This window comes from Rhodococcus ruber (assembly GCF_016804345.1).
In the GTDB taxonomy this organism is placed as follows: Bacteria; Actinomycetota; Actinomycetes; order Mycobacteriales; family Mycobacteriaceae; genus Rhodococcus; species Rhodococcus ruber.
Window position 1 is genome coordinate 1,369,526 of the sequence record NZ_CP044211.1, and the last position, 26,860, is coordinate 1,396,385.

Below are 26,860 nucleotides of genomic sequence, written 5' to 3' on the forward strand. Positions count from 1 at the left end.
GCGTGCCGGTCGCGAATTCCGGAGGAGAACGAGTGAACCTCAAGCGCAATGGCGCCCTGCTCGGTGTGGTGGCTGCAGGTGCCCTCACCCTGGCCGCATGCGGCAGTGACAACAATGCCGCCTCGACGGACGTGGACGCGTCCGCCTCGGCTGCGACGTGTGAGGGCAAGGAGACGCTGTCCGCCGCCGGGTCGTCCGCGCAGAAGAACGCGATGGACCAGTTCGTGTCCACCTACATCGCGGTCTGCCAGGAGAAGGGCAAGAACGTCAACGTCGCCTACAACCCGTCGGGTTCCGGTGACGGACGCACCCAGTTCATCGCGAACCAGATCGACTTCGCCGGCTCCGACTCCGCCATCAAGGACGAGCAGGCCGCCCAGGCCGCCGAGCGGTGCGCCGGCAACCCCGCGTGGAACCTGCCGCTGGTCTTCGGTCCGGTCGCCATCGCGTACAACGTCGACGGCGTCGACAACCTCGTGCTGAACGGCGAGACCGTCGCCAAGATCTTCAACGGCACCATCAAGCAGTGGAACGATCCGGCCATCGCGGCTCTCAACGAGGGTGTGAGCCTTCCGGATTCGGCCATCACCGCGATCGTGCGCTCCGACTCGTCGGGCACCACCGACAACTTCCAGAAGTACCTCGAGGCCGCCTCGAACGGTGCCTGGACCTCCGGCGCCGGCTCCGACTTCACCGGCGGCATCGGTGAAGGCGCCAAGGGGTCCGCCGGTGTCGCCCAGGCCGTCGCCAGCGCGCCCGGCTCGATCACCTACGTCGAGAAGTCCTTCGCCGACCAGAACAGCCTGAGCATCGCGCAGATCGACAACGGGTCCGGCGCGGTGGAGCTGACCGACGAGTCCGCCGGCAAGGCCATCGAGGCCGCGACCTTCGCGCCCACCGGGGAGGGCGACCTGACGCTCGACCTGAGCTCGATCTTCGGGACGACGCAGGAGGGGGCCTACCCGATCATGCTCGCCACCTACGAGATCGTGTGCTCGGCCGGCTACGACGCCGACACCTCCGCGGCCGTGAAGTCGTTCCTCGTCAGCGCCGCCAACGAGGGCCAGGAGGGTCTCGCCGAGCAGGGTTACGTGCCGCTGCCCGAGTCCTTCAAGGCGAAGCTCACCGAGTCGATCAACGCCATCGCCTAGCCGATGAGCGCCGCGGACCGTACCGTCGATCACGAGCAGAGAGAGATTGCGAGCGCAGATGAGTGACGCGCCCACCAAATCCGCACCTCGCACTTCCGGGTCCGGCGACGACGCCGGGTCCGGGGCGGGCGGTCCGCACGGCAACATCCCGGAGGCCACGATTACCACCCCAGCGCGCGGCGACAGCAAACCGCTGACCAGACCGGGCGACCGGATCTTCAGTTCGCTGGCCTCCGGGTCCGCCGTCCTCATCTCGGTGATCATCGCGGCCATCGGCGTGTTCCTCGTCTGGCGCGCGGTGCCGGCGCTCCAGCGCAACACCGTCAACTTCCTCACCAGCCGCGAGTGGGTCACCCAGGACATCGCCGAGATGTCGTTCGGTGTGCTCGACCTGTTCCAGGTGACCGTCCTGGTGTCGTTCTTCGCGCTGGTCCTCGCGATGCCGGTCGCCCTCGGCATCGCGATCTTCCTCACCTCGTACTGCCCCGCGCGCCTGAAGAAGCCCCTGGCGTACGTCATCGATCTGCTCGCCGCCGTGCCGTCCATCGTCTACGGCCTGTGGGGCCTGCTCGTCCTGGCCCCGGCGATCCGCCCGCTGGCGACGTGGCTCAACGAAAGCCTCGGCTGGTTCCCGCTGTTCGCCTCCGGTTCGGGTTCGATCCTCGGCGGCGGCACGATCTTCACTGCGGGCATCGTGCTCGCCGTGATGATCCTGCCCACCATCGCCGCGGTGAGCCGGGAGGTGTTCGTGCAGACGCCGACTCCCCACATCGAGGCAGCGCTCGCCCTCGGCGCCACCCGCTGGGAGGTCGTCAGGACCACGGTCATCCCGTTCGGCAAGTCGGGTTACATCAGCGGGTCGATGCTCGGCCTCGGCCGCGCCCTCGGCGAGACCATGGCGCTGTACCTGATCCTGCGGACCACGTCGCAGCCGTTCTCGTGGTCGCTGTTCGACGGCGGCGCCACCATCGCCTCGAAGATCGCGCTGGGATACGCCGAGTTCAACAACGACATCCAGGCCGGTGCCTACATCGCCGCGGGCCTGGTGCTCTTCGTGCTGACCTTCGTGGTCAACGCCGCGGCGCGTGCGGTCGTCGCAGGAAAGAAGGACTGAAGCCATGACGACCACACTCCTCGAGACGCCGGTCAAGGGCCCCACCTTCCGGGGCGTCGGCACCCGTCGGCGCGCAACGAATCTCGCCGCCACCGTGCTGGTCACGGTGTCGGTGCTGGTCGCTCTCGTGCCGCTGGCATGGGTCCTGATCACCGTGATCGCCAAGGGCATTCCCGCCCTGACCAGCGCCACCTGGTTCACGAACTCCCTGAGCGGGCTGTCCGCGTCCGCGATGGGCGGTGGCATCTACCACGCCCTCGTCGGAACCCTGCTGCAGGGCCTGGTGTGCGCGGTGATCTCCATCCCGATCGGCATCTTCGTGGCGATCTACCTCGTGGAGTACGGCGCCGGCACGCGACTGGGCAGGATCACCACGTTCATGGTGGACATCCTCAGCGGCGTCCCCTCCATCGTTGCCGCACTGTTCATCTACGCCCTGTGGATCGCCACGTTCGGATTCCCGAAGTCCGCCTTCGCGGTGTCCCTGGCGCTGGTCCTGCTCATGGTTCCCGTGGTCGTGCGCAGCACCGAGGAAATGCTGCGGATCGTGCCGCAGGACCTGCGCGAGGCCTCCTACGCCCTCGGCGTGCCCAAGTGGAAGACCATCGCGCGCATCGTGATCCCGACCGCGCTGCCGGGCATCATCACCGGCGTCATGCTGGCCCTGGCGCGCGTCATGGGCGAGACCGCGCCGCTGCTGATCCTCGTGGGCTACGCGCCGTTCATCAACTTCAACCTGTTCGGCGGCGAGATGGGCAGCCTGCCGGGCGTCATGGTGGCGGAGATGAACAACCCGACCGACGCGGGCACGATGCGGATCTGGGGCGCTGCCCTCACGCTCATCCTCGTCATCGCGGTCCTCAACATCGTCGCCAAGGTGATCGGCCACTACTCCCAGGTGCGGACCAAGTAGGCCTCCTCGTGCACACATCCCCCGATTTCGATACACCAGTAGGGAGCCGGTAATGGCCAAGCGTCTGGACCTCAAGGACGTCAACATCTTCTACGGCAAGTTCCACGCCGTCGCCGACGTGACGCTGGCCGTGCCGCCGCGGAACGTCACCGCGTTCATCGGACCGTCGGGCTGCGGCAAGTCCACCGTGCTGCGCTCGCTCAACCGAATGCACGAGGTGACCCCCGGTGCCCGCGTCGAGGGCTCCGTGCTGCTCGACGGCGAGGACATCTACGACTCGTCCGTCGATCCGGTCGGCGTCCGAAAGACGATCGGCATGGTGTTCCAGCGCCCCAACCCGTTCCCCACCATGTCGATCCGCGACAACGTCGTCGCCGGCCTCAAGCTGCAGGGCGTGCGCGACAAGAACAAGCTCGACGAGATCGCCGAGCGGTCGCTGCGCGGCGCGAACCTGTGGAACGAGGTCAAGGACCGTCTCGACAAGCCCGGTGGCGGCCTGTCCGGTGGTCAGCAGCAGCGCCTGTGCATCGCCCGCGCCATTGCGGTGCAGCCGGAGGTGTTGCTGATGGACGAGCCGTGCTCCGCTCTCGACCCGATCTCGACGCTCGCCATCGAGGATCTGATCGCCGAGCTGAAGCAGGACTACACCATCGTGATCGTCACGCACAACATGCAGCAGGCGGCGCGCGTGAGTGATCAGACCGCATTCTTCAACCTCGAGGCCACCGGCAGGCCGGGCCGGCTCGTCGAGATCGACGACACCGAGAAGATCTTCTCCAACCCCACCCAGAAGGCCACCGAGGACTACATCTCCGGTCGCTTCGGCTGAGCCGGCTGCGACTTCGGCACCGCGGACGCGGAAAGGCCCCGCCCGGAAAATCCGGGCGGGGCCTTTCCGCGTCGGGTTACTGGTCCTGCGGATACACCGTCAGCTTGTCGACGCGTTCACGCATCGCCCGGAAGTCCTCGTCGGTGGGCAGCTTGCCGGTGACCAGGAAGATCACGCGACGACCCACCTCGACGGCGTGGTCGGCGAACCGCTCGTAGAACCGTCCCAGCAGCGTCACGTCCACCGCCGCGGCCACGCCGTGCTTCCATTCGCGGTCCATCAGCACCGTGAACAGGTGACGATGGAGATCGTCCATCGCCTCGTCCTCCTGGTGCAGCCGGGCCGCCCGCTCGGGATCGCGCGTCTCGAGGATCTCCCTGGTCGCTGCGCCGAGGGAGACCGCGATCCGGCCCATCTCGGCGAAGTAGCCGTTGACCTCTTCGGGCAGAACGTGATTGGGGTGCCGGCGCCGCGTCGCCTTGGCGACGTGCAGGGCCAGCGCACCCATCCGGTCGATGTCGGCGACGATCTGGATGCCGCTGACCACGGAACGCAGGTCGCCGGCGACCGGCGCCTGAAGGGCGAGCAGCGAGAATGCCTTCTCCTCGCACTGCGTGCTCAGGTCCGTGATCTTGTCGTGCTCACCGATCACGGTCTCGGCGAGCGCGAGATCCGCCTGGAGCAGTGCCTGGGTGGCCCGCTCCATCGCAAGGCCCGCAAGGCCCGCCATCTCTCCGAGGAGATCGGCGAGCTCGGTCATCTGTTCGTGGTATACGACGCGCATAATGACACAGACTACGGCGCACACACAGCCGGGTCACGAGCAGCGGGTGAACGCAGGGTGAATGGCCGGGCGCGACGACCCGCTCAAGCGCAGGAATCGTCGCCCGCGTTGGTGATCGACAGGTCGACCGGCAGTTCGTTCTCCTCGGCAGCCTGGATGGGCACCGTCGGTAGGACCGACCCCGCCTCGGTCGGCGCGGTGATGCTGCCGGCGAATCCGGTGCCGAGGACGAGTTCCACGATGCCGCCGAGGTCCGCGGATTCCTGCAGCACCGCCCCCGGCACCGCGGACGCCAGTGTCAGCGCCTCGGCTTCCTGCCCGGGCGAGAAGCGGACGACGGTCTCCTTGCTCGTGCCGGAGTAGTTGCCGACGCTGTAGATCGGGAAACCGTAGGCGCCGAGTTCTTCCGCGGTCCGGGCCGCGAGGCCGGACGCGCCGGAAGCGTTGGACACCTGCACCGACACCGTCGACGGATCCACCGCGGTCCGGTCGGGCAGAACGGACACCGGCGGCGGCGCGGACGAATCGGGTTCCGGGGCCTCCCGCTTCTCCCCGGGCAGCGGTTCGTCGTCGATGATCGCGTGGAAGATCGCCTTGATGTCGTCGAGACGCGGAATCTCGTTGCCCCACTCGTTGGTTCCCGCCGTGGGCACGGTGAGGAAGGTGACGGCTCCGGCTTCGACCCGTTGCAGCGAGCGCCCGAGCCGGACGAGCGACTCGGTGTCGACGTTCTCGACGAACGTCGCTCGGGTGAACGCGTTGATGAACCCGTTCAGTTTGCCGGGGTCGAACAGGACCCTGTTCGACATCGCCGAGCGCAACAGCGACGACAGGAACTTCTGCTGCCGGGTGATGCGTCCGTAGTCGCCGTTTCCTTCCGACTCGACCTTCCGCGCCCGCACGTAGTCCAGCGCCTGCCGGCCGCTGAGGGTGTGGGTGCCCGCGGTCTCGATGACGGTGCCGAGTTCCCCGTCGACCAGGGGGGTGGGGGTGCACACCTCGACGCCACCGACCTCGTTCACCATGCTCTCGAAGCCGGCGAAATCCATTCCGACGAAGTGCCCGATCTTCAGGCCGGACAGCTTCTGGATCACCTTCACCAGGCACTTCGGTCCGCCCAGCGCGTAGGTGGCATTGAGCTTGTCGCCTTCGGCGGCGGGGAACGTCTCCGACGTGTACTCGCCGGTGGTGCTGTCCCAGCCCCGGCACACGGGCCGCGTCACGTCGAGGTCGCGCGGAAAGGAGACGGCGACGACGCGACTGCGGTCGGCGGGGATGTTGACCAGGATGACGGTGTCTGCGCGCGCGCCCTCGGCCTCGGCCTCGGTCCCGGCGCCGACCGCACCGCTCGCCCCGGCACGGGTGTCGGTGCCGATGATCAGATAGGTCTCGTCGCCGGTCTGGCCGCCGGGGTCGACGATGTCGGTGGATTCGGTGTCCAGCGCCGCGATCTGGGCGAATCCTGCCTCGGTGGAACGCACGTAGCCCCACACCAGGCCGCTGCCGACGAGGGTCAGTACGGACAGCAGGGCCAGGACGGTGCGGCCCGCCGTCGCGAGGCGCCGGCGTTTGCGCCGTTTGCTCAGAGCCAGCCTGCTCGGACCGTTGTCCCCGACCGCTCGGGGCAGCGCGACCGGTTGCTCGGGCTCGTCGTTCTGCTCGTCGGCGCGGTCGTCGCGCGGGGGTGTGGGCGGCGGGCTGTCCGGCGGCGCGGCGCCCACGGGCGGGATCTTCTCGGTGGGGTCGTCGTCGGCGGGCGGTGTCCGCGGCGGCCGGACGGGCTGCGGGTTCGGCGCGGCCGGTCCGGGTTCGGGACGGCGGACGGGGGTGCTGTCGCGCCCCACCTTGTTCATCAGCGCCGCGACGGTGACCTGGTCGGGGTTCTCGCCCGGAGTGGCCGAGCGGCGGGGACGGCCGGTTTCGGCACCGCGCACCGGCGGCGGCGGTCCGGCGTCACCGGGCAGATCCGTCGGGCGTCGGCGTGTCCGGCCGGTGTGTGAGCTGCGATACCCGGAGTCGGCGATAGGACGTTCCCACGGAGCGCGACTGTCGGGCAGGCCCGAATCGTGCTCCTCACCCACCGATTCCCTCGCCTCTCCGCGGATGTTCCGCTTTCGTACGCACCCGCCACCACGGCGATCCCGTCATGATACTGGCGGCCTCGATCCGGATCGAGGTGTCCGCCGAGCGACAGGCCGGTGCGGTCCGGTTCGTCCGGTCCGAACGGCTGAGCCGACGTCAGCCGCCCGAGTGCATGACGTCGGCGCCTGCCGGCACCATGCAGTCCTCGGGGTCGTCGAGCCAGCCGTCCGGCAGGGCGACGGTACCGGGGGAGCCCTGGCGGCCCCGAGGGCCCTCCGCGTCCTTGGGGAAGGGCACCGTCGGGTCGAGGCGGCCGAGCAACTCGTCGAGTTCGGCGAGGCCGGACACGCGCGCCAGGGCGTTGCGCACGTCGGATCCGGCCGGGAAGCCGCGCAGATACCAGGCGATGTGCTTGCGGATCTCGCGCATGCCGCGGTCCTCGCCGTGGTGGTCGGCGAGCAGTTCGGCGTGCCGGCGCATGATGCCCGCCACTTCGCCCAGATTCGGCGGGGTGGGCATGGGCGTGCCGTTCAGGGCGGCGCTGAGTTCGGCGAACAGCCAGGGCCGGCCGAGGCATCCGCGTCCGACGACGACGCCGTCGCAACCGGTCTGCTCCATCATCTTCTGCGCGTCCTCGGCGGCGAAGATGTCGCCGTTGCCCAGGACCGGTACGTCGGTGACGTGCTCCTTGAGCCGGGCGATCTCGTTCCAGTCCGCCTCACCCGAGTACCGCTGGGCGGCGGTGCGGGCATGGAGCGCGACGGCGGCGGCGCCCTCGGCCGCTGCGATCCGGCCCGCGTCGAGGTGGGTGTGGTGATCGGCGTCGATACCGATGCGGAACTTCACGGTCACCGGGATGTCGGTGCCCTCGGTGGCGCGGACGGCGGCCGCGACGATGTTGCCGAACAGGCGTCGCTTGTACGGCAGGGCCGAGCCGCCCCCCTTGCGGGTGACCTTCGGCACAGGGCAGCCGAAGTTCATGTCGATGTGGTCGGCGAGGTTCTCGTCGACGATCATCTTCGCGGCCTGGTAGGTGACGTCCGGGTCGACGGTGTACAGCTGCAGCGACCGGGGCGTCTCGGTGGGGCCGAATGTCGTCATGTGCATCGTGACGGGGTGACGTTCGACGAGTGCCCGGGCGGTGACCATTTCGCACACGTACAGCCCCGACGTGCTTCCCGAACGCTCGAGTTCGAGCTCGCGGCACAGGGTGCGGAAGGCGACGTTGGTGATTCCCGCCATCGGCGCGAGCACGACCGGGCTGTTCAACTCGAGCGAGCCGATGCGAAGGGGTGACATGAAGAACCTCGAAGACGGCGTGAAGAAGAAGTGCGTACAACTGTGCCCGGCACCGAATCCGGCACCGGGCACAGGATAGCTGTTCGGGGACGCCGCCCCCGAATCACGCACCGGCGAGGATCAGGATGCGGCTTCGTTGCGTTCGCGGCGGGCGGCGTCGCGGGCGAGGGACCGATCGCGCATCTCCTCGAACTTCACCGCCTGCTTCTCGAGATCCTCGAGGAAGGTGCCGAGTTCGTCGAGGACGCGGGCGCCCTCGGCACCGAAGTCTTCACGCTCGAAGATGCGCCACTTGCGGAGCACCGGCATGACCACCTCGTCGAGGTGCTGACGCAGGTCGTAGATGCCGTGCTTGGCCATCAGCACGCCGTTGCGGCGGAAGTTGGGCATGCCGGCGCCGGGCATCTGGAAGTTCGTCAGCACATCGGTGATCGCCGCGAGAGTCTGATCCGGGGCCACGTCGAGAGCCGCTTCACAGATGTTGCGGTAGAAGATCATGTGCAGGTTCTCGTCGGCGGCGATGCGCTGGAGCATCTTGTCGGCGATCGAGTCGTGACACGCCCGGCCGGTGTTGCGGTGCGAGACGCGGGTGGCCAGCTCCTGGAAGGTGACGTACGACACCGAGTGCAGCATCCCCACCTCGTTGGGCGAGGCGAACCCGTTGGTCATGTGCTCCATGCGGGCATTCTCGAGAGCGACGGGGTCGACGCCGCGGGTGACGACGAGGTAGTCGCGCATCACGATGCCGTGGCGGTTCTCCTCGGCGGTCCAGCGGCCCACCCACGTTCCCCACGCGCCGTCGCGGGAGAAGCTCTCGGCGATCTCGCGGTGGTAGGACGGCAGGTTGTCCTCGGTGAGCAGATTGGTGATCATCGCGGCCTTGGCGACCTCGTCGAGCTTCGACTGCTCGGGCTCCCAGTCCACGCCGCCCATCGCGGCGAAGTTGCGTCCCTCGTCCCAGGGCACGTAGTCGTGGGGGTGCCAGTCCTTGGCCATCGAAAGGTGGCGGTTGACGTTCGCCTCGGCGACGGGCTCCAGCTCGCGCAGAAGCTCCAGCTGAGTCAGAACTCGCGTCATTCCGTTTACCTCTCCATAACTGTGCGTATCACGAACGAATTACAGGCTACGGCACCGTAGGTTGGGCGCCGCCATGTCTGTGACGTGCTCCAAATTCGGCCGACCCCGGCCCGACCGCCGATGGGATCCTTCACATGCGGTGATCCGGCCATCCTACCGGGTGGACACGGGTGCCTCGGCGCGACGCGCGGGAGTGAGCCCGTGTCCTCTCCGAAACCTCAGCGCTTGCCGCCACCGAGGAGTCCGCCGAGCAGATCGCCCAGGCCGCCGCCGTTGCCCCCCAGAACGCTGCCGAGAACTCCGCCGAGGCCGCCGGAGGCGCCCCCGCTGCCCGCGCCGCCCGACGCACTGCGCAGGAGCCCGCCGAGCAGATCGCTCAGGCCACCCGGCTCGCCGGATTTCCCGCCGGCCTGGCGGGCCAGGTACGTCAGCACGATCGGAGCGAGAATGGGCAGCAGTCGCGCGACGAGGTCGCTGCCGCCCGCGCCGTCGGCGTGGCCCAGCGTCTGCACGACCTGGTCCTTGTTGTCGCCGAACACGTTCGACACGATCCGGTCGCCGTCCTCGGTGTCCACGTCGCTCACGTTCACTCCGCCGTCGAGCAGGGGTGAGCCGCGGTGCTGGTCGAGCGCGGACAGCAGGGACGTGGCGCCGTCCGGATTCCGGGTATTCGCCTCGAGGCCGCCGACGAGCGTGGGCAGGGCGGCCCGCACCGCGGTGGCCGCCGTCTGCTCGTCCACGCCCAGTCGACGAGCGATCTGGTCGACCGGGATCTGCGAGAGGAGTTCGTCGAGTGAGGGCATGGGCACCGAGGGTAGCCGCCGTCGCCACCCCGGTCGGCGTTCCGCGTCGGCGTTGCGGCTACGCGGACGTCCGCCGTCCCGCGATCACCGCGCACAGCAACGCGACCCCCAACCCGCTGAGAATCAGCACGAACCCCGTCTGGTTCGTCAGCGCCGTCGCGTGGTTCGCGCGCACGTAGTCGTCGAACCGCTGGTGGACCCGCACCGCGAAGGCGCCGGTCGCGACGAGACCGACGACCACCCCGGCCCAGCCTGCGACCGCCGAATCGAACAGGGCGGCCAGGAGCAGCAGGACGGCGGCGAGGACGAGCGGTGCCGCGAGTGCCTGATGGACCGGAAGGTCGGCTGCGCCGAGGGCGGAGACGTCGCCGGCCGCAATCCCGTCGCGCAGGTCGGTCAACGGGATCTCGGTCGGCCGGGCCCCGGCCACCACCGGCAGGAACGAGCCGATTCCCAGGGCGACGGCAGACAGGAACAGGCCGAGGTCCACGAAGCTGCGCACGCCACTCCCATCGATCGCCGGATCGGTTTCGTGAGCGATGCCACCCTAACCACACTTCGGGTGCGGCAGCAGCGCAGAACCGGCGATTCGGACGCCGTGTCGGGTGTGCGGATCCGTAGTCTGAAGAGACGGCACACCCGGACCCGGAAGGGGAACTACGTGATGGCGGGCAACGAGACGGCGCAGCGGTCGGGGCTTCCCCCGTGGGCGAAGAAGGCCCTGTGGAGCGTCGCTGCCGTGCTCACGCTGGTGGCCGCGTACTTCGCGCTGGCGGCGTTCGTCCCCCGATGGTGGGCGCAGCGTGTCGCCGGGCTGGCCGACGCCGGTTTCGCTCGTGGAACGGCCTGGGGACTGCTGTTCGGATTCGTGTGCACCTTCGTGCCGTTGGCCCTCTTCGCTGCGGTGTGGCGGATCAGGACGTGGCGGCGGCATCGCGTCCTGCAGGTGGTGTTCGTCGTCGCCGCCGTCATCGTGGCGATTCCCAACCTGATGACCTCGAGCATCGTGCTGGGCAGCGGGAACGCGGCGCACGCGGGGGAGCGGATCCTCGACGTCGACGCCCCAGGATTCCGGGGCGCGACGCTCGTCGGCGCCGTCCTCGGAGCGGTCATGTTCCTCGTGTTCGCCGCTCTGAGCTTCATGTACCGCAAACGCGGTCGCGACCTCGAGCGGGAGCGGGCCCAGCAGGAGTCGGAGCTGCGAAGCGACCGTCCGGGCAGGGTGGCCGGCGCGCCGGACTAGCAGGCGACGACGAGGTGTGTCGAACACTGCGGGCGCACTCCGGCCGGCAGTGTCCAGTGCCCCCACCAGGGTTCGAAGTCACAGTGCCCCCACCAGGGCTCGAACCTGGGACCTGCGGATTAAAAGTCCGTAGCTCTACCAACTGAGCTATAGGGGCGTGGGCGCACAGTCTAACTGCATCGCGCCGGTCAACAGTATCGGACGGCCGTGCCGCTCGAAGGCTCGGGTGCGCACCCCCTGCGGCGCACCCGAGCCGGATAAAAGCATACCACTTGGTGTGTTCTGTGCGAAGACGGGAAATGCCTGGCTGTGCGCGTGCCGGTCACCCGGCGGCTACAGTGGCGATCGGGGGGACCGCAGGTCACGTTCGGAGGCACGAACCCCCCATGTCACGTCAGCAAGAGCGGGCGCGGCGCACCCGCGCGTCCATCGTCGAATCCGCGGCGATCGAATTCGCCCGGCGCGGATACGGCGCAGCCTCGGTCAACGCGATTCTCGAGCACTCCGGGGCGACCAAGGGCGCGATGTACTTCCACTTCGATTCGAAGGAGGAGCTCGCCCGGGCGGTGCTCGCGGAGGGCCTCGACCGTTATCGGGTGATCACCGAGCGGTGGCTGCACGCGCCGGGGCTGGATCCCTTCGAGCGGTTGCACGGCCTCGTCGGAGATCTCGCCGACGCCCTGCAGGGCGACGTCATCATCCGGGCCGAGTTCAAGCTCGTGACCGAACCCGAGTTCGACGCCGAGGCGAAGCTGCGCGGCAGCTCGGTGTGGGGAGCCGCCGGCCGCCGGCTGGCCGTCGAGGCGCGGGACGCGGGGCTGTTCCGTGCCGGCGTCGACCTCGAACGGTTCCTGGGTGTGCTCGGGGCGTGCCTGGCCGGCCAGCGCTACTTCCACGATCTCACCGCGACCGACGTCGACGTGCGGGCCCGCTTCGCGGAATGCCTGGACGTGTGCCTCGAGGCGACGGCCGCGCCGGAGTGGCTCGAGCGGCGGCGCGGGGCGCCGGAGTCGCCCATGGAGGGCGAACAATCGGCGTGACCTGCTGATTTGTGAATCCGGAAACCGGTGTCCTAAGCTATCCAAGCTCCCAACGGAACGCGAACCCGTTGAGGGTGCGGGTCGGAGTAATCCGGCGGGCCCCCTTCGTCTAGCGGCCTAGGACGCCGCCCTTTCAAGGCGGTAGCGCGGGTTCGAATCCCGTAGGGGGTACGCTTGCGGAAGCAGTATCGCCGCATGCAGTACGGTTTGACCACAAGTGAAGAGCATGGCCCTGTGGCGCAGTTGGTTAGCGCGCCGCCCTGTCACGGCGGAGGTCGCGGGTTCGAGTCCCGTCAGGGTCGCAGAGTTGGCAATTGGCATTCGGTTCGGGTGCCGTCCGGCCAGGTAGCTCAGTTGGTACGAGCGTCCGCCTGAAAAGCGGAAGGTCGCCGGTTCGATCCCGGCCCTGGCCACCACACAACTTCATACGGTAGGCCCACCGCCCGGCGGTGGGTTTTCTGTGGAAATCCCCTTCGGGGATGCACACGGCCCTGTGGCGCAGTTGGTTAGCGCGCCGCCCTGTCACGGCGGAGGTCGCGGGTTCGAGTCCCGTCAGGGTCGCTTCACGGCGAAGGCCCGGTCCCGACACGGACCGGGCCTTCGCCGTCCTGCCCGGTTCAGCCGCGGGCCCGGAGTTCCCTGCGAAGAAGCTTGCCGGACACGGTCTTCGGGATCTCGTCGATGATCTCCACCAGCCGCGGGTACTTGTACGCCGCCATCCTCTCCCTGGCGAAGGCGATCAGTTCCTCCTCGGTGACCGAGTGCCCCGGACGGAGGCTGACGAACGCCTTGACCGTCTCGCCGCGGTAGCTGTCCACCACCCCCACGACCGCGGCCTCGCGCACCGCATCGTGCTCGTAGAGCACGTCCTCGACCTCTCTCGGCCAGACCTTGTACCCACCGGCGTTGATCTGGTCCTTCTTGCGGTCGACGATGTAGAACCAGCCGTCGGCGTCCATGTACCCGACGTCCCCGGTGTGGAGGGCACCCCCGGGCAGCGCGGTCGCGGTCTCCTCGGGCTTGTTCCAGTAGCCGGCGACCACCTGCGGCCCCGACGTGACGAGCTCGCCCACCTCCCCGACGGGAAGGTCGTTGCCGTCCTCGTCGACGACCCGCACGACGGTGTCGAAGGTCGGGACTCCGACCGACAGGGCGCCGGAGGCCTCGTCCACCGGAGCCCGGGTGCCGAACGGAACTGCATGCGAGGGAGAGGTGGTCTCGGTGAGGCCGTAGATGTTGTGGATGTACGTCCCCGAGAACGTCTCGAACGCCGCGACGGTGCTCGGCGGTATCGGCGCTCCGCCGGAGAAGATCTTGGTCAGCGTCTTCAGCGACTCACCGCGGGCGCCGGGAACGTTCATCAGCGCGATGAACACGGTGATCGAGCCGACCGTGAACGTCGCCTGTTCCACCGCCACCGTTTCGAGGGTCACGCCTGGGTCGAGCCGGTACATCAACACCAGGGGCGCGCCTGTCAGCAGGGCGACGGCGATGTGCCCGACGAGCCCGGTGATGTGGAACAGCGGGGCGATGCCCAGCACGACGTCGTCCGCGCCGAGTCCCACCCATTCCCGGTAGGTGCGGGCATTGAACACCACGTTGCGGTGAGTGGTCATCGCACCCTTCGGTGGTCCGGTCGTACCGGATGTGTAGGTGAGGAACGCGATGTCGTCCGGGCCGAGGGCGTGCACCGGGACGGGCCGTCCCCGGAACTCGGCCAGGAGCGCCTGCAGGTCGAGAGTGCCGGGCAGATCGAGGCGTTCGATGCCGGAGAAGATCCGCTCGTCTCCACGCGTCTGGTATTCCAGTTCGGACGTGGTGATCACGATCCGGACGGCGGTGCCGGCGACGACGTGCTGTGCGACGTCCCGGTACAGCCCCTGGAGTGCAACGAGCACGGTAGCCCCCGAGTCCAGGAGGATTTCGCCGAGCTCGCGTTCCTTGTTCATGGGGTTGACGGAGACCGGGATACCGCCGGCCTTCCAGACACCGAGCTGCGCCACGACGAACTGCGGGACGTTCTGCAGGAACAGCGCCGCCCGCTCACCCGGGCAGAAGCCGTGGGCCGTCAGTGCGGCCGCGAACGCGTCGGACTGCTCGTCGAGTTCACGGCGGGTCAGGCGCCCGTCGAAGTAGCGGATGATGTCCGCGTCCGGGTCGCGAGCGACGGTGGCGCGGAACATCTCCAGCGCGTCGGTGTACTCCGGCTCGATGTGGGTCGGCAGGCCCGGCGCGTAGCGCGCGAGCCACGGCTTGCTGTCGTAGACGCCCGTGTGCGCGTCGCGGGGTCCGGCTGCGCTCATCGGATGACGACCGGATTGACCGGGGCGCCCGTGCCGCCCACGACCTTCAGCGGGGCCGCGGTGTACAGGAAGGTCCAGCGGTTGTCGGCGGCGCACGCGTCGGCGAGGTCCTCGAGCCAGGCGATCTCGGTGAGGGCGACGCCGAGATTGCGCATGAGCGCGCAGTGCAGGGGCAGCGCCACGCCACTGGCCGGGTCGGTGGTCACCTCGTTGGCGATGGTGTCCGTGACCAGGTTGGGGATCTCCCGGTTCCGGAACCATTCGACGAGTCCGCGGCTGTACGTCAGGCCGGGTTCGCAGAAATCGGCGTAGAACTCGGTGGTGTCTTCGAGGCTGTACCAGTACTTCAGCCAGCCGGTACGGATCACGAGGATGTCGCGCGGCTCGATGGTCACGCCCTGGGCGGCGGCGGCCGCCTCGAGGTCGTTGTGGTCGAAGGTCTCGCCGGCGTCGAGCCACTCCTTGCCCCGGTGGCGGGCCATATCGATCAGGATCCCCCTGCCCACGACGCCCTTCTCGGCGATCGGCAGCACCGAGGCCTTGTCCATGCTGCCGACGGTGCTGCGCGCGTCGTATCCGTTCCAGAGTTTGCCGTCGTACCAGACGTGGCCGAGGGCGTCGTACTGGGTGGAGCCCTGCAGGAAGAGGGTGGCGGTGTCGTCGGCGTAGTGCAGTCCGCCGGGGAACTGCGGGGCGTCCTCGCCGTCCCACGACGATTCGTCGAGGGTGTTGCGGCGATCGATGCCGCTGCGGCTGGGCCACAGGGGATCGCCGGGGGCCTCCTTGCGGCCCATGTGGATCTGCAGGGTGAACACGTCGCCGGACTCGACCTCGGCTATTCCGCCGAGAACCTCCTTGGTGCCGAGGAAGTTCAGAGCTCCGATCTCGTCGTCGGCGCCCCAGCGTCCCCAGTTGCTGGGGGCGTCGTCGCCGAGCAGTTCGCGCATGGACGGGGCGTCGGACATACCGTCTCCTGTTTCGGGGGTCGAGGTGCAGTTGCCGCTCACCGAGCGTTCGTACGGTAAGCGTTCGCTTATGGTGTAGGTCACATCTCGAGGTGTCAACCCGCGGAGGACGAGGGCGCGCCGCCCGCTCGTGATGCGCACCGCAGAGCCTGGGCCGGTGTCGTCTCGGCGGGTCTTCGACGGCGGAACGGGTCGCCACCCTGTACGTTCAGTTTGCACCGGACCCGGTGCGGTTCCGGCGCTGATCCGCAGGGCGGAGCCGGGTCGAGCGTCGGATGAGAACATGTTCTAGAGTGAGTTCGATCTTCCGGACGGACGCACTCCGGTGACACGACGAACGAGGTGATCTGTGCGAGTAGCTCTGCTGTCGTACCGCAGCAAGCCGCACTGCGGTGGTCAGGGCGTGTACGTTCGACATCTCAGCCGCGAACTCGCGGCACTCGGCCACGACGTCGAGGTGTTCTCCGGGCAGCCGTATCCCGAGCTCGACGACGGGGTCACCCTGGTGAAGGTCCCGAGCCTCGACCTCTATCGCGACGACGACCCGTTCCGCTTTCCGCACCCGCGGGAGATCCGCGACGCGATCGACCTGCTCGAGCTGGGCACGATGTGGACGGCGGGGTTCCCGGAGCCGTTGACCTTCAGTCTGCGCGTGGCCCGGCTGCTGCGCGACCGGGCCGGGGAGTTCGACGTCGTGCACGACAACCAGTGCCTCGGCTACGGCTTGCTCCGGATCGCGGATGCGGGCCTGCCGCTCGTCGCGACCATCCACCATCCGATCACCCGCGACCGGGAGCTGGACCTCGCGAGCGCCCCGACGCTGCGCCGCAGGATCACGTTGCGCCGATGGTACGGATTCCTGCGCATGCAGGCCCGGGTGGCGCGGCGCATCCCGACCCTGCTCACCGTCTCGAAATCCTCCGAGGACGACATCCGTACCGCGTTCGACATCCCCGACGGGCGCTTGCGCACGATCCCGCTGGGAGTGGACACCGAGATCTTCGCCCCGCCGTCGACCGAACGCGTGTCCGGCCGCATCGTGTGCGTGGCCAGCGCGGACGCACCGCTCAAGGGCGTCGCCAATCTGCTCGAGGCGGTGGCGAAGCTCCGCACCGAGCGGCAGGTCGAGCTGGTGCTCGTCACCAAGCTGGCCGCGGGCGGCGTCACCGAGAAGCTGATCGAGCAGCTCGCCATCGGGGACTCGGTACGCACCGTCTCCGGGATCGACGACGGCGAGCTGGCCGGACTGCTCGGTTCGGCGCAGGTGGCCGCGGTCCCGTCACTCTACGAGGGGTTCTCGCTGCCCGCGGTCGAGGCCATGGCCTGCGCCACGCCGCTGGTGGCAAGTCGCGCCGGTGCGATTCCCGAGGTGGTCGGCGATGCGGGCATCCTCGTGCCCCCGGGTGACAGCGAACAGCTGGCCGCGGCGCTGGCACGGGTTCTCGACGATCCCGCCGAACAGGCCCGGCTGGGGTCGGTGGCGCGGGCCCGGGTGCTCGAGCGATTCAGCTGGGCGGCCGTGGCCGCCCGGACCGCCCAGGCCTACCGGGATACCGTTGCGGCCCAGGCAGGAAGGACCGAAGTCTGATGCTGACAGTCGATTTCGACCGGCTGGGGGTCGAACCCGGTGACCGTGCCATCGACATCGGCGCGGGCGCCGGACGGCACTCGTTCGAGCTCTACCGCCGGGGCGCCGACGTGGTGGCGTTCGACCGCAGCGCGGAGGACATGAAGGCCGTCGGCGACATGTTCGCGGCGATGGAACTCGAGGGCCAGGTACCCGAGGGAGCACTGGCCCGGGCCGAGGTGGGCGACGCCCTCGCCCTGCCCTACGACGACGAGACCTTCGACGTGGTGCTGATCTCCGAGGTGCTCGAGCACGTGCCCGAAGACGACCGCGCCATCGCCGAATTCGTGCGGGTGCTCAAACCCGGCGGCGTCGCGGCCGTCACCGTCCCGCGGTGGCTGCCGGAGCAGATCTGCTGGGCGCTGTCCGACGCGTATCACGAGGTCGAGGGCGGCCACGTGCGGATCTACAAGGCCGACGAACTGGCAGCGAAGCTGACGGCCGCAGGCCTGACGGTGCGCGGCCGGGACCACGCCCATGCCCTGCATTCGCCGTACTGGTGGCTCAAATGCGCCGTGGGCGTCGACAACGACGACAACCCCCTGACGAAGGCGTATCACCGTCTCCTCGTATGGGACCTGATGCAGGGGCCGTGGCTGACGCGCACGGCGGAATCGTTGCTGAATCCGGTGCTCGGCAAGAGCGTCGTGTTCTACCTCGAGAAGCCGACGGTTCCCGTTGTCGGCCGCTGACTTCCGCCCCGGCGGGGCACGGCACGCGGTTCCGGCCGTGCCGGGAGTGCTGTCCGAGGATCAGTGCCTGCGAACCGCCCGCGCGATCGCCGACATGCAGGAGTCCTCCGGAGCGATCCCGTGGTTCCCCGGCGGTCACACCGACCCGTGGGACCACATCGAGTCCGCGATGGCGCTCACCGCCGCGGGGTTGTTCGAGGAGGCCGAGGCGGCCTTCGACTGGTCCCGTCGGACCCAGCGGCCGGACGGCTCGTGGCCCATGCAGTTCCGCGGGGACGCCGTCGAGAACCACGACGCCGACTCGAACTTCACCGCGTACATCGCGGTGGGGGTGTGGCACCACTACCTCGTCACGGGCGACACCGACCATGTGGTGCGCTTGTGGCCGACGGTGCGGGCGGCCCTCGACCATGTGCTCGAGCTGCAGGCACCCGGAGGCGAGATCTACTGGGCTCGAGGCGAACACGGCACGGCCGACGAGGCTCTGCTGACGGGGTGTTCGAGCATCCACCACAGTCTGCAGTGCGGGCTGCGCCTGTCGGAGGTGGTCGGCGACCCCCATCCGGACTGGGAGGTCGCGTGGTACCGGCTCGGCCACGTGCTGCGACGGCATCCGGAGGCATTCACCCCCAAGCCGGAGTACTCGATGGACTGGTACTACCCGATCCTCGGCGGGGCGGTGCGCGGTGCGCCGGCCCGGCAACGGATCCGGGAGCGCTGGGACGATTTCGTGGTCGGCGACATCGGCATCCGCTGCGTCGACCACCGGCCGTGGGTGACGGGTGCCGAGACGTGCGAGCTCGTCCTCGCCCTGGACGCGATCGGTGAGGCCACGACGGCCCGGATCCTGCTGGCCGCCATGCAGCATCTTCGCGACCCGGACGGGTCCTACTGGACCGGAATGGTGTTCACGGACGGAAAGCGCTGGCCCGTGGAGAAGAGCTCCTGGACCAGCGCTGCGGTCATCCTCGCCGCCGACGCGCTCTCGCGCAGCACCGCCGGCAACGGAGTGTTCCGCGACGCCACCGCACCCGCCGGATGGGTCGCCGCCGAGAGCTGTCACGAGGACTGCCGGGTGACGGTCTGAGCCGTCAGCCCGGCAGCATTCCGGCGGTGCCGGAAGTGCGTTCGAGCACGCGCAGCGAACCGGTCACCGACACCTCGGTGAACTCGCCGCTCCCGAGCGCGCGCAGGTAGACCTCGTACGGGGGACGGCCGCCGTCCTTCGGATCGGGGAACACGTCGTGGATGATCAGGGCGCCGCCGACACGCACCCACGGCGCCCAGCCCGCGTAGTCCGCCTGCGCCGCCTCACTGCTGTGACCACCGTCGACGAACACGAACGACACCGGGGTCCGCCAGAACTCCGCGACCTGGCCGGATCGTCCCAGCACCGCCACGACATGAGATTCGAGGTCCGCGTCGGCCAGGGTGTGGCGGAACCGTCCCACCGTGTCCAGATGCCCGGTGTGCGGGTCGACGAGGGCCGGATCGTGGTACTCCCATCCGGGTTGGTGCTCCTCGGACCCGTGATGATGGTCGATCGTGACGATGGTTCCCCCGGTGGCCTTCGCGGCGGCTCCGAGATAGACGGTCGAGCGCCCGCAGTAGGTGCCGATCTCGACGCCGACCCCGTCGCCGAGATACCGGACCGCGGCGTCGTGCAGGGCCGTGCCCTCGTCGATCGGCATGAAACCCGGTGTCGCCTCGGCCAGCTCGATCGTCTCCCGGGGCAGGGTGGTGCGGGTCATGATGATCGGTCTCCGTTCGTTGCGGTCCACGGTGTGCTCGGAAGCGGTACGTATCGGAACCACAGTACCCACCGGTTCCGGCGGGCCACCCGGCAAGCCGCCGGATGCAGGTCAGGCGCCGTAGCCGCCGTCGACGTCGAGGATCTGCCCGGACACGAAGTCCGCCCGGTCCGAGGCGAGGAAGGCGACGGCCTCGGCGACGTCGTGGGCGTCGCCGAAGCGTCGCAGGGGAATGTTGTTGCGCGCGACGGACAGTGCGCGCTCGTCGAGTTCGCCGGACCCGATCAGCCGGGCGGCGGTGCCGTCGGTGAGCATGCCCGGCCCCACCGCGTTGACCCGCACCCCGAATCGCCCTTCCTCGGCCGCCAGCGCCCGCACGAGGGCTTCGATCGCACCCTTCGGTCCGGCCGACAGGCCGTCCCGGACCGGGAACCGGCGGGTCGCCGCCGTCGTCACCGCGACGATGTTGCCCCGCGACTCCCGCAGCCGGGGCAGTACCGGGTGGACGAGATTGAAGAACGCGCCCGCGTCGCCCACGAGCTGGTCGCGGAACTGCGCGGGCGTCACCCGGCTCAGGTGCACCATCGGCACGTGCGGTCCCGCCGCGTGGACGAGTGTGTGCAGTGCACCGAACGTCGCGACGGCTGCGTCCACGACCCCGGCGGCCGCGGCACTGTCGCTCAGCTCCGCCTGCAGCGGCAGCGCCTTCGCCCCGAGTGTGCGCAGTTCCGCCGCCAGTGCGGCGGCGGCCCCGTCGTTGCGGCGGAACGTGAAGGCGACGTCGCTGCCGCGCTCGGCCAGCATCCGGCACACCGCCCGGCCGATCCCGCCGGTGCCGCCGGCCACGAGGGCCGCGCCCGGGCGGTCCGCGAAGTCCTGCACTGCTCACTCCTTCGGTTCTCGCGCCGCGGGGCCCCGAGCGGGCTCGGGGAACTCCCTCGGTGGGCTCACGTCTTGCGGCGCCGGGCGAGCACGCCGCCGATCATCGAGTCGAGTTCGGTGCCGAGCGGCCATCCGACATAGTGGCACAGGAACAGGGCGATCTCCTTCAGTTGCGGTTCGTCGAGTTCCTCGTTGTGGAGTGCGGCCCCGACCTGGATCTCGGCCACGTCGATCAGCCCCTGTGCGGTGAGCGCGCCGAGCAACAGCAGCCGCCGGTCGCGGATGCTCAGCCCGGGCCGGGACCAGATGTCGGCGAAGAGGTGGTCTGCGGTGACGGCGAAATGGTCGCCGGGCCCGTCCTGCATCTCCCAGCCGTACACCTGCGACATCATGTCCAGGCCGCGGCGGCGGCGGTCGTCGGTCATGCGGGCTCCTCCTGTCGTGCGTTCTCTCCCCGGCCCACCCCGAGACCCGGACCGAGGTCGCCGAGCGCGCGCGCCGCGAGGGGCAGGTCGACGCCGAGCCGAGCGCCGAGACCGAGGGCCAGCGACAGGTCCTTCTCGCCCAGCGCACGCACGTGGTCGAGGATCGGGAACCAGAAGTCGTCCGGTGGGATCGGTGCGGTGGTGTCCCGGAGCATGATCGCCCCGACGCCCCCGCTGATCGCGTCGGTGTGGCGGACCACCTTCCCGAGCGCGGTGATGTCCAGCCCGGCCGCCTCGGCGAGCCGCTGCGCCTCCGCGGCAGCGGTGAACGACACGAAGTGCAGCAGATTCCGGGCCAGCTTCATCCGGGTGCCCGCGCCGACCGGACCGGCGTGCACGACGAGGTCGGAGAACCACGAGAACGGTTCGCGCACCATGTCGAACGCCGCGTCGGAGGCGCCGACCATCACCGCGAGCCGGCCCTGCTCGGCGCCGGGGGCCCCGCCGCTGACGGGAGCGTCGACGAGCTCGAGCCCGCGCTCGGCGCATGCGGCGGCGAGTTCCACGGCGGTGGTGTCGGCGACGGTCGAGTGGACCGCGATGACCGTGCCGGGCCGCGCGCCGCCGAGCAGTCCCGCGACGACTGTGCGGACCTGGGCATCGTCGACGACGGTGACGCAGACGACGTCGCATTCGCGCGCGAGGTCTGCGGGGTCGTCGGCGGCTCGCGCGCCGGCCGCGGTGAACGGCGCGACGGCCTCGGGCCGGGTGTCGAGCACGGTGAGCCCACCCGGCCGGTCCAGCAGTCGCTTCGCCATCGGGGCCCCCATGTTGCCGAGGCCGATGCAGCCGAGCCGGGTCACGAGCGGATCACCTGGCCGCCGTCGACGTTGAAGATCTGCCCGGTGATCCAGTCCGCCTCGTCGGAGAGCAGGAACAGGCACATGCCCACCAGATCCCCGGGGGTGCCCATCCGTTTCAGTGGCAGTCTGGAAACCATGTCCGCCACCATGTTTCCCGGTGTGACGGTGCGGGTGGCCTCGGTGTCGATCGGGCCCGGGGCGATCGCGTTGATGCGGATGTTCGAGCCGCCGAGTTCGGTGGCCAGCTGCTGGGTGAGTCCGTTGACGCCGACCTTGGCCAGGCCGTAGAAGCCGGAGTACACCCATGCGGCGGTCGACGACTGGTTGACGAGCGAGCCGCCGTTCGCCGTCATGTGCGGCCACACCGCGCGGGTGACGTTCAGCGCGCCGTCCATGTTCACGCTCATGAATTTCCTGTAGTAGTCCCACGGAACCGTCAGCAGCAGATCGAGTTTCATGCCACCGTAGATCGCGGCGTTGTTGACGACGTGGTCGATGCCGCCGAACGTCTCGACCGTGAATGCCGCGAGTTCGCCGGCCGAACCGGGATCGGACACGTCGACGGTCTTGAAGACGGCGGTCCCGCCGTCGGCGACGATCTGCTCGGCCACGTGCCCGCCGCGCTCGGTGTCGATGTCCGCCACGACGACCGAGGCGCCCTCGGCGGCAAGGGCCTTGGCGTACGCCTCGCCGATGCCCTGGGCCGACCCGGTGACGATGGCGGTACGGTCGGCGAAACGCGTTGTGCTGCGGATCATGTTCGTCAGCCTCTCTGCTTCGCCGCGGGTTCGGCGACGAGTTTGGTCTCCAGGTACTCCTCGAAGCCGGCCACACCCATCTCGCGGCCGATCCCGGACTGCTTGTAGCCACCGAAGGGAGCGTCGGCGGCGTACCAGATCCCGCCGTTGACGCTCAGGGTGCCGGTGCGGACCCCCTCGACGACCCGGCGGATCCGGTCCTCGTCGGTCCCCCAGACGGCTCCGGACAGGCCGTAGGGGGAGTCGTTCGCGATGCGGATCGCCTCGTCGTCGCCGTCGTAGGGGAGGATCACGAGGACCGGCCCGAAGATCTCCTCCCGGGCGACCCGCGCGTCGTTGCCGACCCCGGCGATCAGTGTCGGTTCGACGAAGAAGCCGCGCTCGTGCTCGGCGGGGCGGCCACCGCCGACGACGATCGTCCCGCCCTCCTCGACGGCGAGCCGCAGATAGCCCTCGACCCGGGCGCGCTGGCGCTCGGAGATCAGCGGACCGCATACCGTGCCGGGGTCGTCCGGGTCGCCGGGCCGGATGCCGCGCAGCGCGTCGGCGGTGACGCGGACCGCCTCCTCGTAGCGGCCGCGGGGGACGAGCAGGCGGGTCGTGATGGCGCACCCCTGCCCGGCGTGGGTGCACACGGTGAAGGCGGCCATCGAGCAGGCGGCGCCGAGATCGGCGTCGTCGAGCACGATGAACGCCGACTTGCCGCCGAGTTCGAGGAACACCTTCTTCACGGTGTCCGAGGCGGCGCGCATCACCGACCGTCCGGTGGGGGTGGATCCGGTGAACGACACGAGATCCACCCGCGGGTCGGTCGCGAGCAGGGCGCCGAGGGCATGGTCGCTCGAGGTCACGATGTTCACCACGCCCGGCGGGATGTCGGTCTCCTCGGCGAGGATCCGGCCCACGACCGCGGCGCACCACGGCGTGTCGGGCGCGGGCTTGAGCACCATCGCATTGCCGGCGGCGAGCGCGGGGCCCAGCTTGGCGAAGTTGATCTGGTGCGGGAAGTTCCACGGGGTGATCGCCCCGACGACACCGACCGCCTCGCGGAGCACGTAGCGGTGGGTGGGGATGCCCATCGGCGCGGCGTTGCCGAGATCCTGGCGCCACGCGTAGTTCTCGGCCAGATCGGCGAAGTACCCGAGGTCGCCGACGGGGCCCTCGAGATGGGCTCCGGTGGTGAGGAATCGGGGGGCGCCGGCCTCGGCGATGGTGATCGCCCGCAGTTCCTCGAGGTGACCGCGCAGCGCATCGCGGAGCTGACGCAGGCAGCGGGCCCGGAAGGAATGGTTGCGGGACCAGCCGGTGGTGTCGAAGGCGCGACGGGCCGCCTCGATCGCGGCGTCCGCGTCGGCGGCGGTGCCGTCGGCGGCGGTGCCGAGGACTTCCTCCGTCGCCGGGTTCACGACCTCGAACGTGCCTCCCGAACCGGGAACGAGTTTGCCGTCGATGAGCAGTGCCGAGCTGCCGGTCGGAATCAGGGACATCGGTGCTTCCGTTCGTCGGGGCGGCGTGGCGGGCGGTATCGGAACGGGTCCGGCGGGGCGTCGAGTGCCGGGCGGCACGATGTGAGGCCCCTCATTTTCTGGACAGCTGTCTGGACTATAGTTCGGCCAGGGGGGTGGCGCAATGCCGCCGGACCGGTCCGCGCGGCGGCAGGGACGCGCCGGCACGGGCACTCGGGACGGCCGGCAGTTTCTCCTCCGGCGACGGCGTGGGACGGACTCAGGATCGCGCGGAGGCCGCGCGAGCGGCGGCCAGGGCGCCCGCGACCACGTTCTCGTAGATGCGGTCGAGGTCGAGCTCGTCGCCGAGGAAGCCGCTGCGCACGATCACGGCGAACCCGTGCATCGCGGTGAACAGGCTCACCGCGGCCTCGAGCGTGTCCTCCTCCGGCACCCCGCACGAGGCGAGCATCGAGCGGAGGGCCGAATTCGCGTCGAGGGCCGCCGCGAGCAGGGCGCTGCGGTCGCCCGGCGCCACCGTCAGCGCCTGGTAGCGGTGCGGATGCTCGGCGGCCCACGCCCGGTGCGCATCGATGAGAGCGCGCAGGCCTTCGGGCCCGCTGCGGCCCATTGCCACCTCGCGGAGCCGGGCGCCGAGCTCGGTCATCGTCCGCACCTGGATCTCACCGCGGACGTCGTCGAGTCCGCGGACGTGGTTGTAGAGCGAGGCGGTGACGATGCCGAGACGGCCGGCGAGGGTGCTCATCGTCAGCTGCTCCCAGCCGGACTCGTCCACCACCGCCGAGGCCGCGTCGATCACCTTCTCGCGGCTGAGATTCCGACGGCGTATCGGCCTGTGCTCTCCGGTCCCCATGCAGCCATCCTACGGATCTTCCATTTCAAACGAATGTGTGTAGCTTGTAAACGACGGTCATTCGTAGACACGTGCGAGGTGGTCCCGTGACGGCATCCCGTATCGACCTGAAGAACCCCGACCTCTACACCGAGGGCGTCCCTCACGACGTCTTCGCCGAGCTGCGGCGCAATTGCCCGGTCTACCGGCAGGACGAGGAGGACGGACCCGGCTACTGGGCGGTGACGCGGCATGCGGACGTCACCGCGGTCTCGCGCGACAGCACCACGTTCTCGTCGGCGCTCGGCACGACGCAGATCGACGAGTTCGACGAGGAGACCCGCCGCAAACAGGCGGCGATGCTCGTCAACCTCGATCCGCCCGAGCACACCCGGTTGCGCCAGCTCGTCAGCCGCGGATTCACTCCCCGGGCGGTCCGGACGCTCGAGGGACACATCCGCGACATCTGCAACCGCGTCGTCGACGATCTCGTCGAGCGGGGCCGCGACGGCGCGGTCGTCGACTTCGTACCGGTGGCCGCCGCTCCGCTTCCGCTCGAGGTGATCGCCGCCCTGCTCGGCGCACCCGGGGAGGACGTCGACAGGCTCTGCGACTGGTCCGACCGGATGATCGGGTTCGACGACCCGGAATTCGGCAACACCCGGGCCGACGGAGAACTCGCCGCCGCGGAGATCTTCCTGTACGCCAACGAGATCGCCGCGGCGCGCAGGGCGGAGCCGCGCGACGACATCGTCTCCCGGCTCGTCCGGCCGGACGAGAACGGTGACACGCTGACCGAGATGGAGTTCGACATGTTCTTCGTGCTGCTGGTGGTGGCCGGGAACGAGACGACGCGCAACGCCGCCGCCGGCGGCATGCAGGCCTTCGTCGACCATCCGGAGCAGTGGCGCCGCCTGCAGGCCGAGCCGGAACTCGCCGCCGGTGCGGTCGAGGAGATCCTCCGGTGGGTCACCCCGGTGATCGGGTTCCGCCGCACGCCGACGTGCCCGGCGACGATAGGGGGCCAGCCCGTCGAGGCGGGGGACAAGGTGGTGGTCTACTACCCGAGCGCGAACCGGGACGAGGACGTTTTCGAGGATCCGCACGTCTTCGACATCGGGCGCACCCACAATCCGCATGTGGCGTTCGGCGGCACCGGGGTGCACTTCTGCCTGGGTGCGCACCTGGCGCGGCTGGAGTTGCGGATCCTGTTCGAGACGCTCGCACGCCGGATCGAGCGCGTCGAGCCCGCGGGCCCGGTCCGGCGGTTGCGCTCGAACTTCGTCAACGGCATCAAATCCATGCCCGTACGCGTGTACCCGAAGGGGTGACCGGTGTACGGAGATCGTTGCCCCGGGCAGTCGACCGTAGTAATGTCCAGACACGTGTCCAGAAATGTGAATCTCGAATCCACCCGCCGCCGTCTCACCGAGAGGCAGGCCGACACCGTGGATCGCCTGACGCGCGCTGCCGTGGAGGTCCTGCGGGAAGAGGGGTTCGCAGGACTGACCGTACGCAACGTCGCCGCCCGGGCCGGTGTCGCACCGGCGACCGCCTACACCTACTTCTCGTCCAAGGAACACCTTGTCGCCGAAGTGTTCTGGCGCCGGCTCGCCGCCTCGCCCGAACCCGAGGCGGCCACGACCGACCGCGTCGCCCGGGTGGTCGCGGTGTTGCGCAACGTCGCGCTGATGATGGCCGACGAGCCCGAACTCGCCGGCGCGGTCACCAGCGCACTGCTCGGCCGCGACCCCGACGTCGAACACCTGCGCGCCCGCATCGGCCTCGACATCCGGGCGCGGCTCGCCACCGCGCTCGGCCCCGACGCCGATCCCGACGAGATCGAGGCGCTGGAAATGCTCTACGCCGGCGCCCTCGTCCGCGCGGGCATGGGATACGAGACCTACGAGAAGATCGCCGATCGGCTGGAGACCTCCGCCGCACTTCTATTGGAGTAGCGC

The 26,860-nt window shown here is 69.5% G+C and carries 26 protein-coding genes and 5 tRNA genes; 15 read left to right on the forward strand and 16 right to left on the reverse strand.

The window, feature by feature from the left end:
- The first annotated feature begins 32 nt into the window (after positions 1-32).
- The 4 genes from pstS to pstB are packed head-to-tail and all read left to right on the forward strand — an operon-like array spanning position 33 to position 4,007.
- Positions 33-1,151 carry a phosphate ABC transporter substrate-binding protein PstS gene (gene pstS / locus F1734_RS06375; protein WP_010593875.1) on the forward strand — a complete coding sequence of 373 codons (1,119 nt, stop codon included), beginning with the start codon at positions 33-35 and terminating at the stop codon, positions 1,149-1,151.
- A 58-nt stretch (positions 1,152-1,209) separates the two neighbouring features.
- Positions 1,210-2,265 carry a phosphate ABC transporter permease subunit PstC gene (gene pstC, locus F1734_RS06380; RefSeq protein ID WP_010593876.1) on the forward strand — a complete coding sequence of 352 codons (1,056 nt, stop codon included), beginning with the start codon at positions 1,210-1,212 and terminating at the stop codon, positions 2,263-2,265.
- Between the two features lie 4 nt (positions 2,266-2,269).
- Positions 2,270-3,178 (forward strand): phosphate ABC transporter permease PstA, encoded by a 909-nt coding sequence (gene pstA, locus F1734_RS06385; RefSeq protein ID WP_010593877.1) that lies wholly within the window; start codon positions 2,270-2,272, stop codon positions 3,176-3,178.
- Between the two features lie 52 nt (positions 3,179-3,230).
- A complete protein-coding gene (gene pstB / locus F1734_RS06390) occupies positions 3,231-4,007 on the forward strand; it encodes a phosphate ABC transporter ATP-binding protein PstB (RefSeq protein ID WP_003936505.1) in 777 nt (258 codons plus the stop codon).
- Positions 4,008-4,083: 76 nt separating this feature from the next.
- On the opposite strand, the gene phoU is transcribed toward pstB, so the two are convergent.
- The 6 genes from phoU to F1734_RS06420 form a co-directional block, all read right to left on the reverse strand.
- The gene (phoU, locus tag F1734_RS06395) at positions 4,084-4,791 is read right to left on the reverse strand and encodes a phosphate signaling complex protein PhoU (protein WP_010593878.1); all 708 of its coding nucleotides are present in this window, start codon (positions 4,789-4,791) and stop codon (positions 4,084-4,086) included.
- Between the two features lie 83 nt (positions 4,792-4,874).
- Complete coding sequence (locus F1734_RS06400) at positions 4,875-6,725, reverse strand: LCP family protein (RefSeq protein ID WP_203011442.1); 1,851 nt, start codon at positions 6,723-6,725, stop codon at positions 4,875-4,877.
- A 304-nt stretch (positions 6,726-7,029) separates the two neighbouring features.
- On the reverse strand, positions 7,030-8,172 hold the full coding sequence (gene dusB, locus F1734_RS06405; protein ID WP_010593880.1) for a tRNA dihydrouridine synthase DusB: 1,143 nt from the start codon (positions 8,170-8,172) through the stop codon (positions 7,030-7,032).
- 120 nt (positions 8,173-8,292) lie between these two features.
- A complete protein-coding gene (locus F1734_RS06410; protein WP_010593881.1) occupies positions 8,293-9,249 on the reverse strand; it encodes an acyl-ACP desaturase in 957 nt (318 codons plus the stop codon).
- Positions 9,250-9,467: 218 nt separating this feature from the next.
- Positions 9,468-10,052: a DUF937 domain-containing protein gene (locus F1734_RS06415; protein ID WP_017680906.1), complete on the reverse strand. Its 585-nt coding sequence runs from the start codon at positions 10,050-10,052 to the stop codon at positions 9,468-9,470.
- A 58-nt stretch (positions 10,053-10,110) separates the two neighbouring features.
- Positions 10,111-10,554, reverse strand: coding sequence for a hypothetical protein (locus tag F1734_RS06420; RefSeq protein WP_017680905.1), 444 nt, complete (start codon positions 10,552-10,554; stop codon positions 10,111-10,113).
- 162 nt (positions 10,555-10,716) lie between these two features.
- Here F1734_RS06420 and F1734_RS06425 point away from each other — a divergent pair, with 162 nt between their 5' ends.
- Entirely contained in the window at positions 10,717-11,295 is a 579-nt protein-coding gene (locus F1734_RS06425; protein WP_010593884.1) for a hypothetical protein, read from the forward strand.
- An 84-nt stretch (positions 11,296-11,379) separates the two neighbouring features.
- On the opposite strand, the gene F1734_RS06430 is transcribed toward F1734_RS06425, so the two are convergent.
- Positions 11,380-11,452 (reverse strand) — tRNA-Lys (locus tag F1734_RS06430).
- Positions 11,453-11,681: 229 nt separating this feature from the next.
- On the opposite strand from F1734_RS06430, the gene F1734_RS06435 reads away from it, so the two are divergent.
- The 5 genes from F1734_RS06435 to F1734_RS06455 all read left to right on the forward strand — a co-directional run bounded on the left by F1734_RS06435 (position 11,682) and on the right by F1734_RS06455 (position 12,896).
- Positions 11,682-12,335 (forward strand): TetR/AcrR family transcriptional regulator, encoded by a 654-nt coding sequence (locus F1734_RS06435; protein WP_017680903.1) that lies wholly within the window; start codon positions 11,682-11,684, stop codon positions 12,333-12,335.
- A 98-nt stretch (positions 12,336-12,433) separates the two neighbouring features.
- A tRNA-Glu gene (locus F1734_RS06440) sits at positions 12,434-12,506 on the forward strand.
- A gap of 57 nt (positions 12,507-12,563) precedes the next feature.
- Positions 12,564-12,637, forward strand: a tRNA-Asp gene (locus F1734_RS06445).
- A gap of 37 nt (positions 12,638-12,674) precedes the next feature.
- Positions 12,675-12,751, forward strand: a tRNA-Phe gene (locus F1734_RS06450).
- Between the two features lie 71 nt (positions 12,752-12,822).
- Positions 12,823-12,896: transfer RNA gene (locus F1734_RS06455), tRNA-Asp, on the forward strand.
- 56 nt (positions 12,897-12,952) lie between these two features.
- Here the strand turns inward: F1734_RS06455 and F1734_RS06460 are convergent.
- Complete coding sequence (locus F1734_RS06460) at positions 12,953-14,638, reverse strand: class I adenylate-forming enzyme family protein (RefSeq protein WP_140188324.1); 1,686 nt, start codon at positions 14,636-14,638, stop codon at positions 12,953-12,955.
- Positions 14,635-15,603, reverse strand: a complete 969-nt coding sequence (locus tag F1734_RS06465; RefSeq protein WP_010593887.1) for a cyclase family protein — start codon at positions 15,601-15,603, stop codon at positions 14,635-14,637. Before F1734_RS06465 ends, F1734_RS06460 begins: the two co-directional genes overlap by 4 nt.
- 349 nt (positions 15,604-15,952) lie before the next feature.
- Here F1734_RS06465 and F1734_RS06470 point away from each other — a divergent pair, with 349 nt between their 5' ends.
- From F1734_RS06470 to F1734_RS06480, 3 genes are read left to right on the forward strand one after another with little or no spacing between them, the layout of a single operon-like run.
- Positions 15,953-17,191: a glycosyltransferase family 4 protein gene (locus tag F1734_RS06470; RefSeq protein ID WP_026137807.1), complete on the forward strand. Its 1,239-nt coding sequence runs from the start codon at positions 15,953-15,955 to the stop codon at positions 17,189-17,191.
- On the forward strand, positions 17,191-17,922 hold the full coding sequence (locus F1734_RS06475; RefSeq protein WP_017680902.1) for a class I SAM-dependent methyltransferase: 732 nt from the start codon (positions 17,191-17,193) through the stop codon (positions 17,920-17,922). Before F1734_RS06470 ends, F1734_RS06475 begins: the two co-directional genes overlap by 1 nt.
- A complete protein-coding gene (locus F1734_RS06480; RefSeq protein ID WP_017680901.1) occupies positions 17,909-19,009 on the forward strand; it encodes a glucosidase family protein in 1,101 nt (366 codons plus the stop codon). The genes F1734_RS06475 and F1734_RS06480 overlap by 14 nt, the downstream gene beginning before the upstream one ends.
- Positions 19,010-19,013: 4 nt before the next feature.
- Here the strand turns inward: F1734_RS06480 and F1734_RS06485 are convergent, their stop codons facing one another.
- The 7 genes from F1734_RS06485 to F1734_RS06515 all read right to left on the reverse strand — a co-directional run bounded on the left by F1734_RS06485 (position 19,014) and on the right by F1734_RS06515 (position 24,920).
- The gene (locus F1734_RS06485; RefSeq protein ID WP_026137805.1) at positions 19,014-19,673 is read right to left on the reverse strand and encodes a class I SAM-dependent methyltransferase; all 660 of its coding nucleotides are present in this window, start codon (positions 19,671-19,673) and stop codon (positions 19,014-19,016) included.
- Between the two features lie 111 nt (positions 19,674-19,784).
- A complete protein-coding gene (locus F1734_RS06490; protein ID WP_010593892.1) occupies positions 19,785-20,555 on the reverse strand; it encodes an SDR family NAD(P)-dependent oxidoreductase in 771 nt (256 codons plus the stop codon).
- A 65-nt stretch (positions 20,556-20,620) separates the two neighbouring features.
- Entirely contained in the window at positions 20,621-20,980 is a 360-nt protein-coding gene (locus tag F1734_RS06495) for a carboxymuconolactone decarboxylase family protein (RefSeq protein WP_010593893.1), read from the reverse strand.
- Entirely contained in the window at positions 20,977-21,843 is an 867-nt protein-coding gene (locus tag F1734_RS06500) for an NAD(P)-dependent oxidoreductase (protein WP_203011443.1), read from the reverse strand. Before F1734_RS06500 ends, F1734_RS06495 begins: the two co-directional genes overlap by 4 nt.
- Complete coding sequence (locus F1734_RS06505; protein ID WP_010593896.1) at positions 21,840-22,601, reverse strand: SDR family oxidoreductase; 762 nt, start codon at positions 22,599-22,601, stop codon at positions 21,840-21,842. Before F1734_RS06505 ends, F1734_RS06500 begins: the two co-directional genes overlap by 4 nt.
- Before the next feature lie 5 nt (positions 22,602-22,606).
- Complete coding sequence (locus tag F1734_RS06510) at positions 22,607-24,088, reverse strand: aldehyde dehydrogenase (RefSeq protein WP_010593897.1); 1,482 nt, start codon at positions 24,086-24,088, stop codon at positions 22,607-22,609.
- 238 nt (positions 24,089-24,326) lie between these two features.
- The gene (locus F1734_RS06515) at positions 24,327-24,920 is read right to left on the reverse strand and encodes a TetR/AcrR family transcriptional regulator (protein WP_010593898.1); all 594 of its coding nucleotides are present in this window, start codon (positions 24,918-24,920) and stop codon (positions 24,327-24,329) included.
- A gap of 86 nt (positions 24,921-25,006) precedes the next feature.
- Here F1734_RS06515 and F1734_RS06520 point away from each other — a divergent pair, with 86 nt between their 5' ends.
- Complete coding sequence (locus F1734_RS06520) at positions 25,007-26,230, forward strand: cytochrome P450 (RefSeq protein ID WP_203011444.1); 1,224 nt, start codon at positions 25,007-25,009, stop codon at positions 26,228-26,230.
- Positions 26,231-26,296: 66 nt separating this feature from the next.
- Positions 26,297-26,857 carry a TetR/AcrR family transcriptional regulator gene (locus F1734_RS06525; RefSeq protein WP_203011807.1) on the forward strand — a complete coding sequence of 187 codons (561 nt, stop codon included), beginning with the start codon at positions 26,297-26,299 and terminating at the stop codon, positions 26,855-26,857.
- The last annotated feature ends 3 nt before the right edge of the window (positions 26,858-26,860 follow it).

Excerpts from the sequence above, each read along its gene's own strand:
- F1734_RS06435 (WP_017680903.1), top strand. The coding sequence starts at position 11,682 with ATGTCACGTCAGCAAGAGCGGGCGCGGCGCACCCGCGCGTCCATCGTC.
- pstB (WP_003936505.1), top strand. The coding sequence starts at position 3,231 with ATGGCCAAGCGTCTGGACCTCAAGGACGTCAACATCTTCTACGGCAAG.
- F1734_RS06460 (WP_140188324.1), bottom strand. The coding sequence starts at position 14,638 with ATGAGCGCAGCCGGACCCCGCGACGCGCACACGGGCGTCTACGACAGC.
- phoU (WP_010593878.1), bottom strand. The coding sequence starts at position 4,791 with ATGCGCGTCGTATACCACGAACAGATGACCGAGCTCGCCGATCTCCTC.
- F1734_RS06475 (WP_017680902.1), top strand. The coding sequence starts at position 17,191 with ATGCTGACAGTCGATTTCGACCGGCTGGGGGTCGAACCCGGTGACCGT.
- F1734_RS06415 (WP_017680906.1), bottom strand. The coding sequence starts at position 10,052 with ATGCCCTCACTCGACGAACTCCTCTCGCAGATCCCGGTCGACCAGATC.
- F1734_RS06505 (WP_010593896.1), bottom strand. The coding sequence starts at position 22,601 with ATGATCCGCAGCACAACGCGTTTCGCCGACCGTACCGCCATCGTCACC.
- F1734_RS06465 (WP_010593887.1), bottom strand. The coding sequence starts at position 15,603 with ATGTCCGACGCCCCGTCCATGCGCGAACTGCTCGGCGACGACGCCCCC.
- F1734_RS06495 (WP_010593893.1), bottom strand. The coding sequence starts at position 20,980 with ATGACCGACGACCGCCGCCGCCGCGGCCTGGACATGATGTCGCAGGTG.
- pstA (WP_010593877.1), top strand. The coding sequence starts at position 2,270 with ATGACGACCACACTCCTCGAGACGCCGGTCAAGGGCCCCACCTTCCGG.
- pstC (WP_010593876.1), top strand. The coding sequence starts at position 1,210 with ATGAGTGACGCGCCCACCAAATCCGCACCTCGCACTTCCGGGTCCGGC.
- F1734_RS06410 (WP_010593881.1), bottom strand. The coding sequence starts at position 9,249 with ATGACGCGAGTTCTGACTCAGCTGGAGCTTCTGCGCGAGCTGGAGCCC.
- F1734_RS06515 (WP_010593898.1), bottom strand. The coding sequence starts at position 24,920 with ATGGGGACCGGAGAGCACAGGCCGATACGCCGTCGGAATCTCAGCCGC.
- F1734_RS06425 (WP_010593884.1), top strand. The coding sequence starts at position 10,717 with ATGGCGGGCAACGAGACGGCGCAGCGGTCGGGGCTTCCCCCGTGGGCG.
- F1734_RS06485 (WP_026137805.1), bottom strand. The coding sequence starts at position 19,673 with ATGACCCGCACCACCCTGCCCCGGGAGACGATCGAGCTGGCCGAGGCG.
- F1734_RS06510 (WP_010593897.1), bottom strand. The coding sequence starts at position 24,088 with ATGTCCCTGATTCCGACCGGCAGCTCGGCACTGCTCATCGACGGCAAA.
- dusB (WP_010593880.1), bottom strand. The coding sequence starts at position 8,172 with ATGTCACCCCTTCGCATCGGCTCGCTCGAGTTGAACAGCCCGGTCGTG.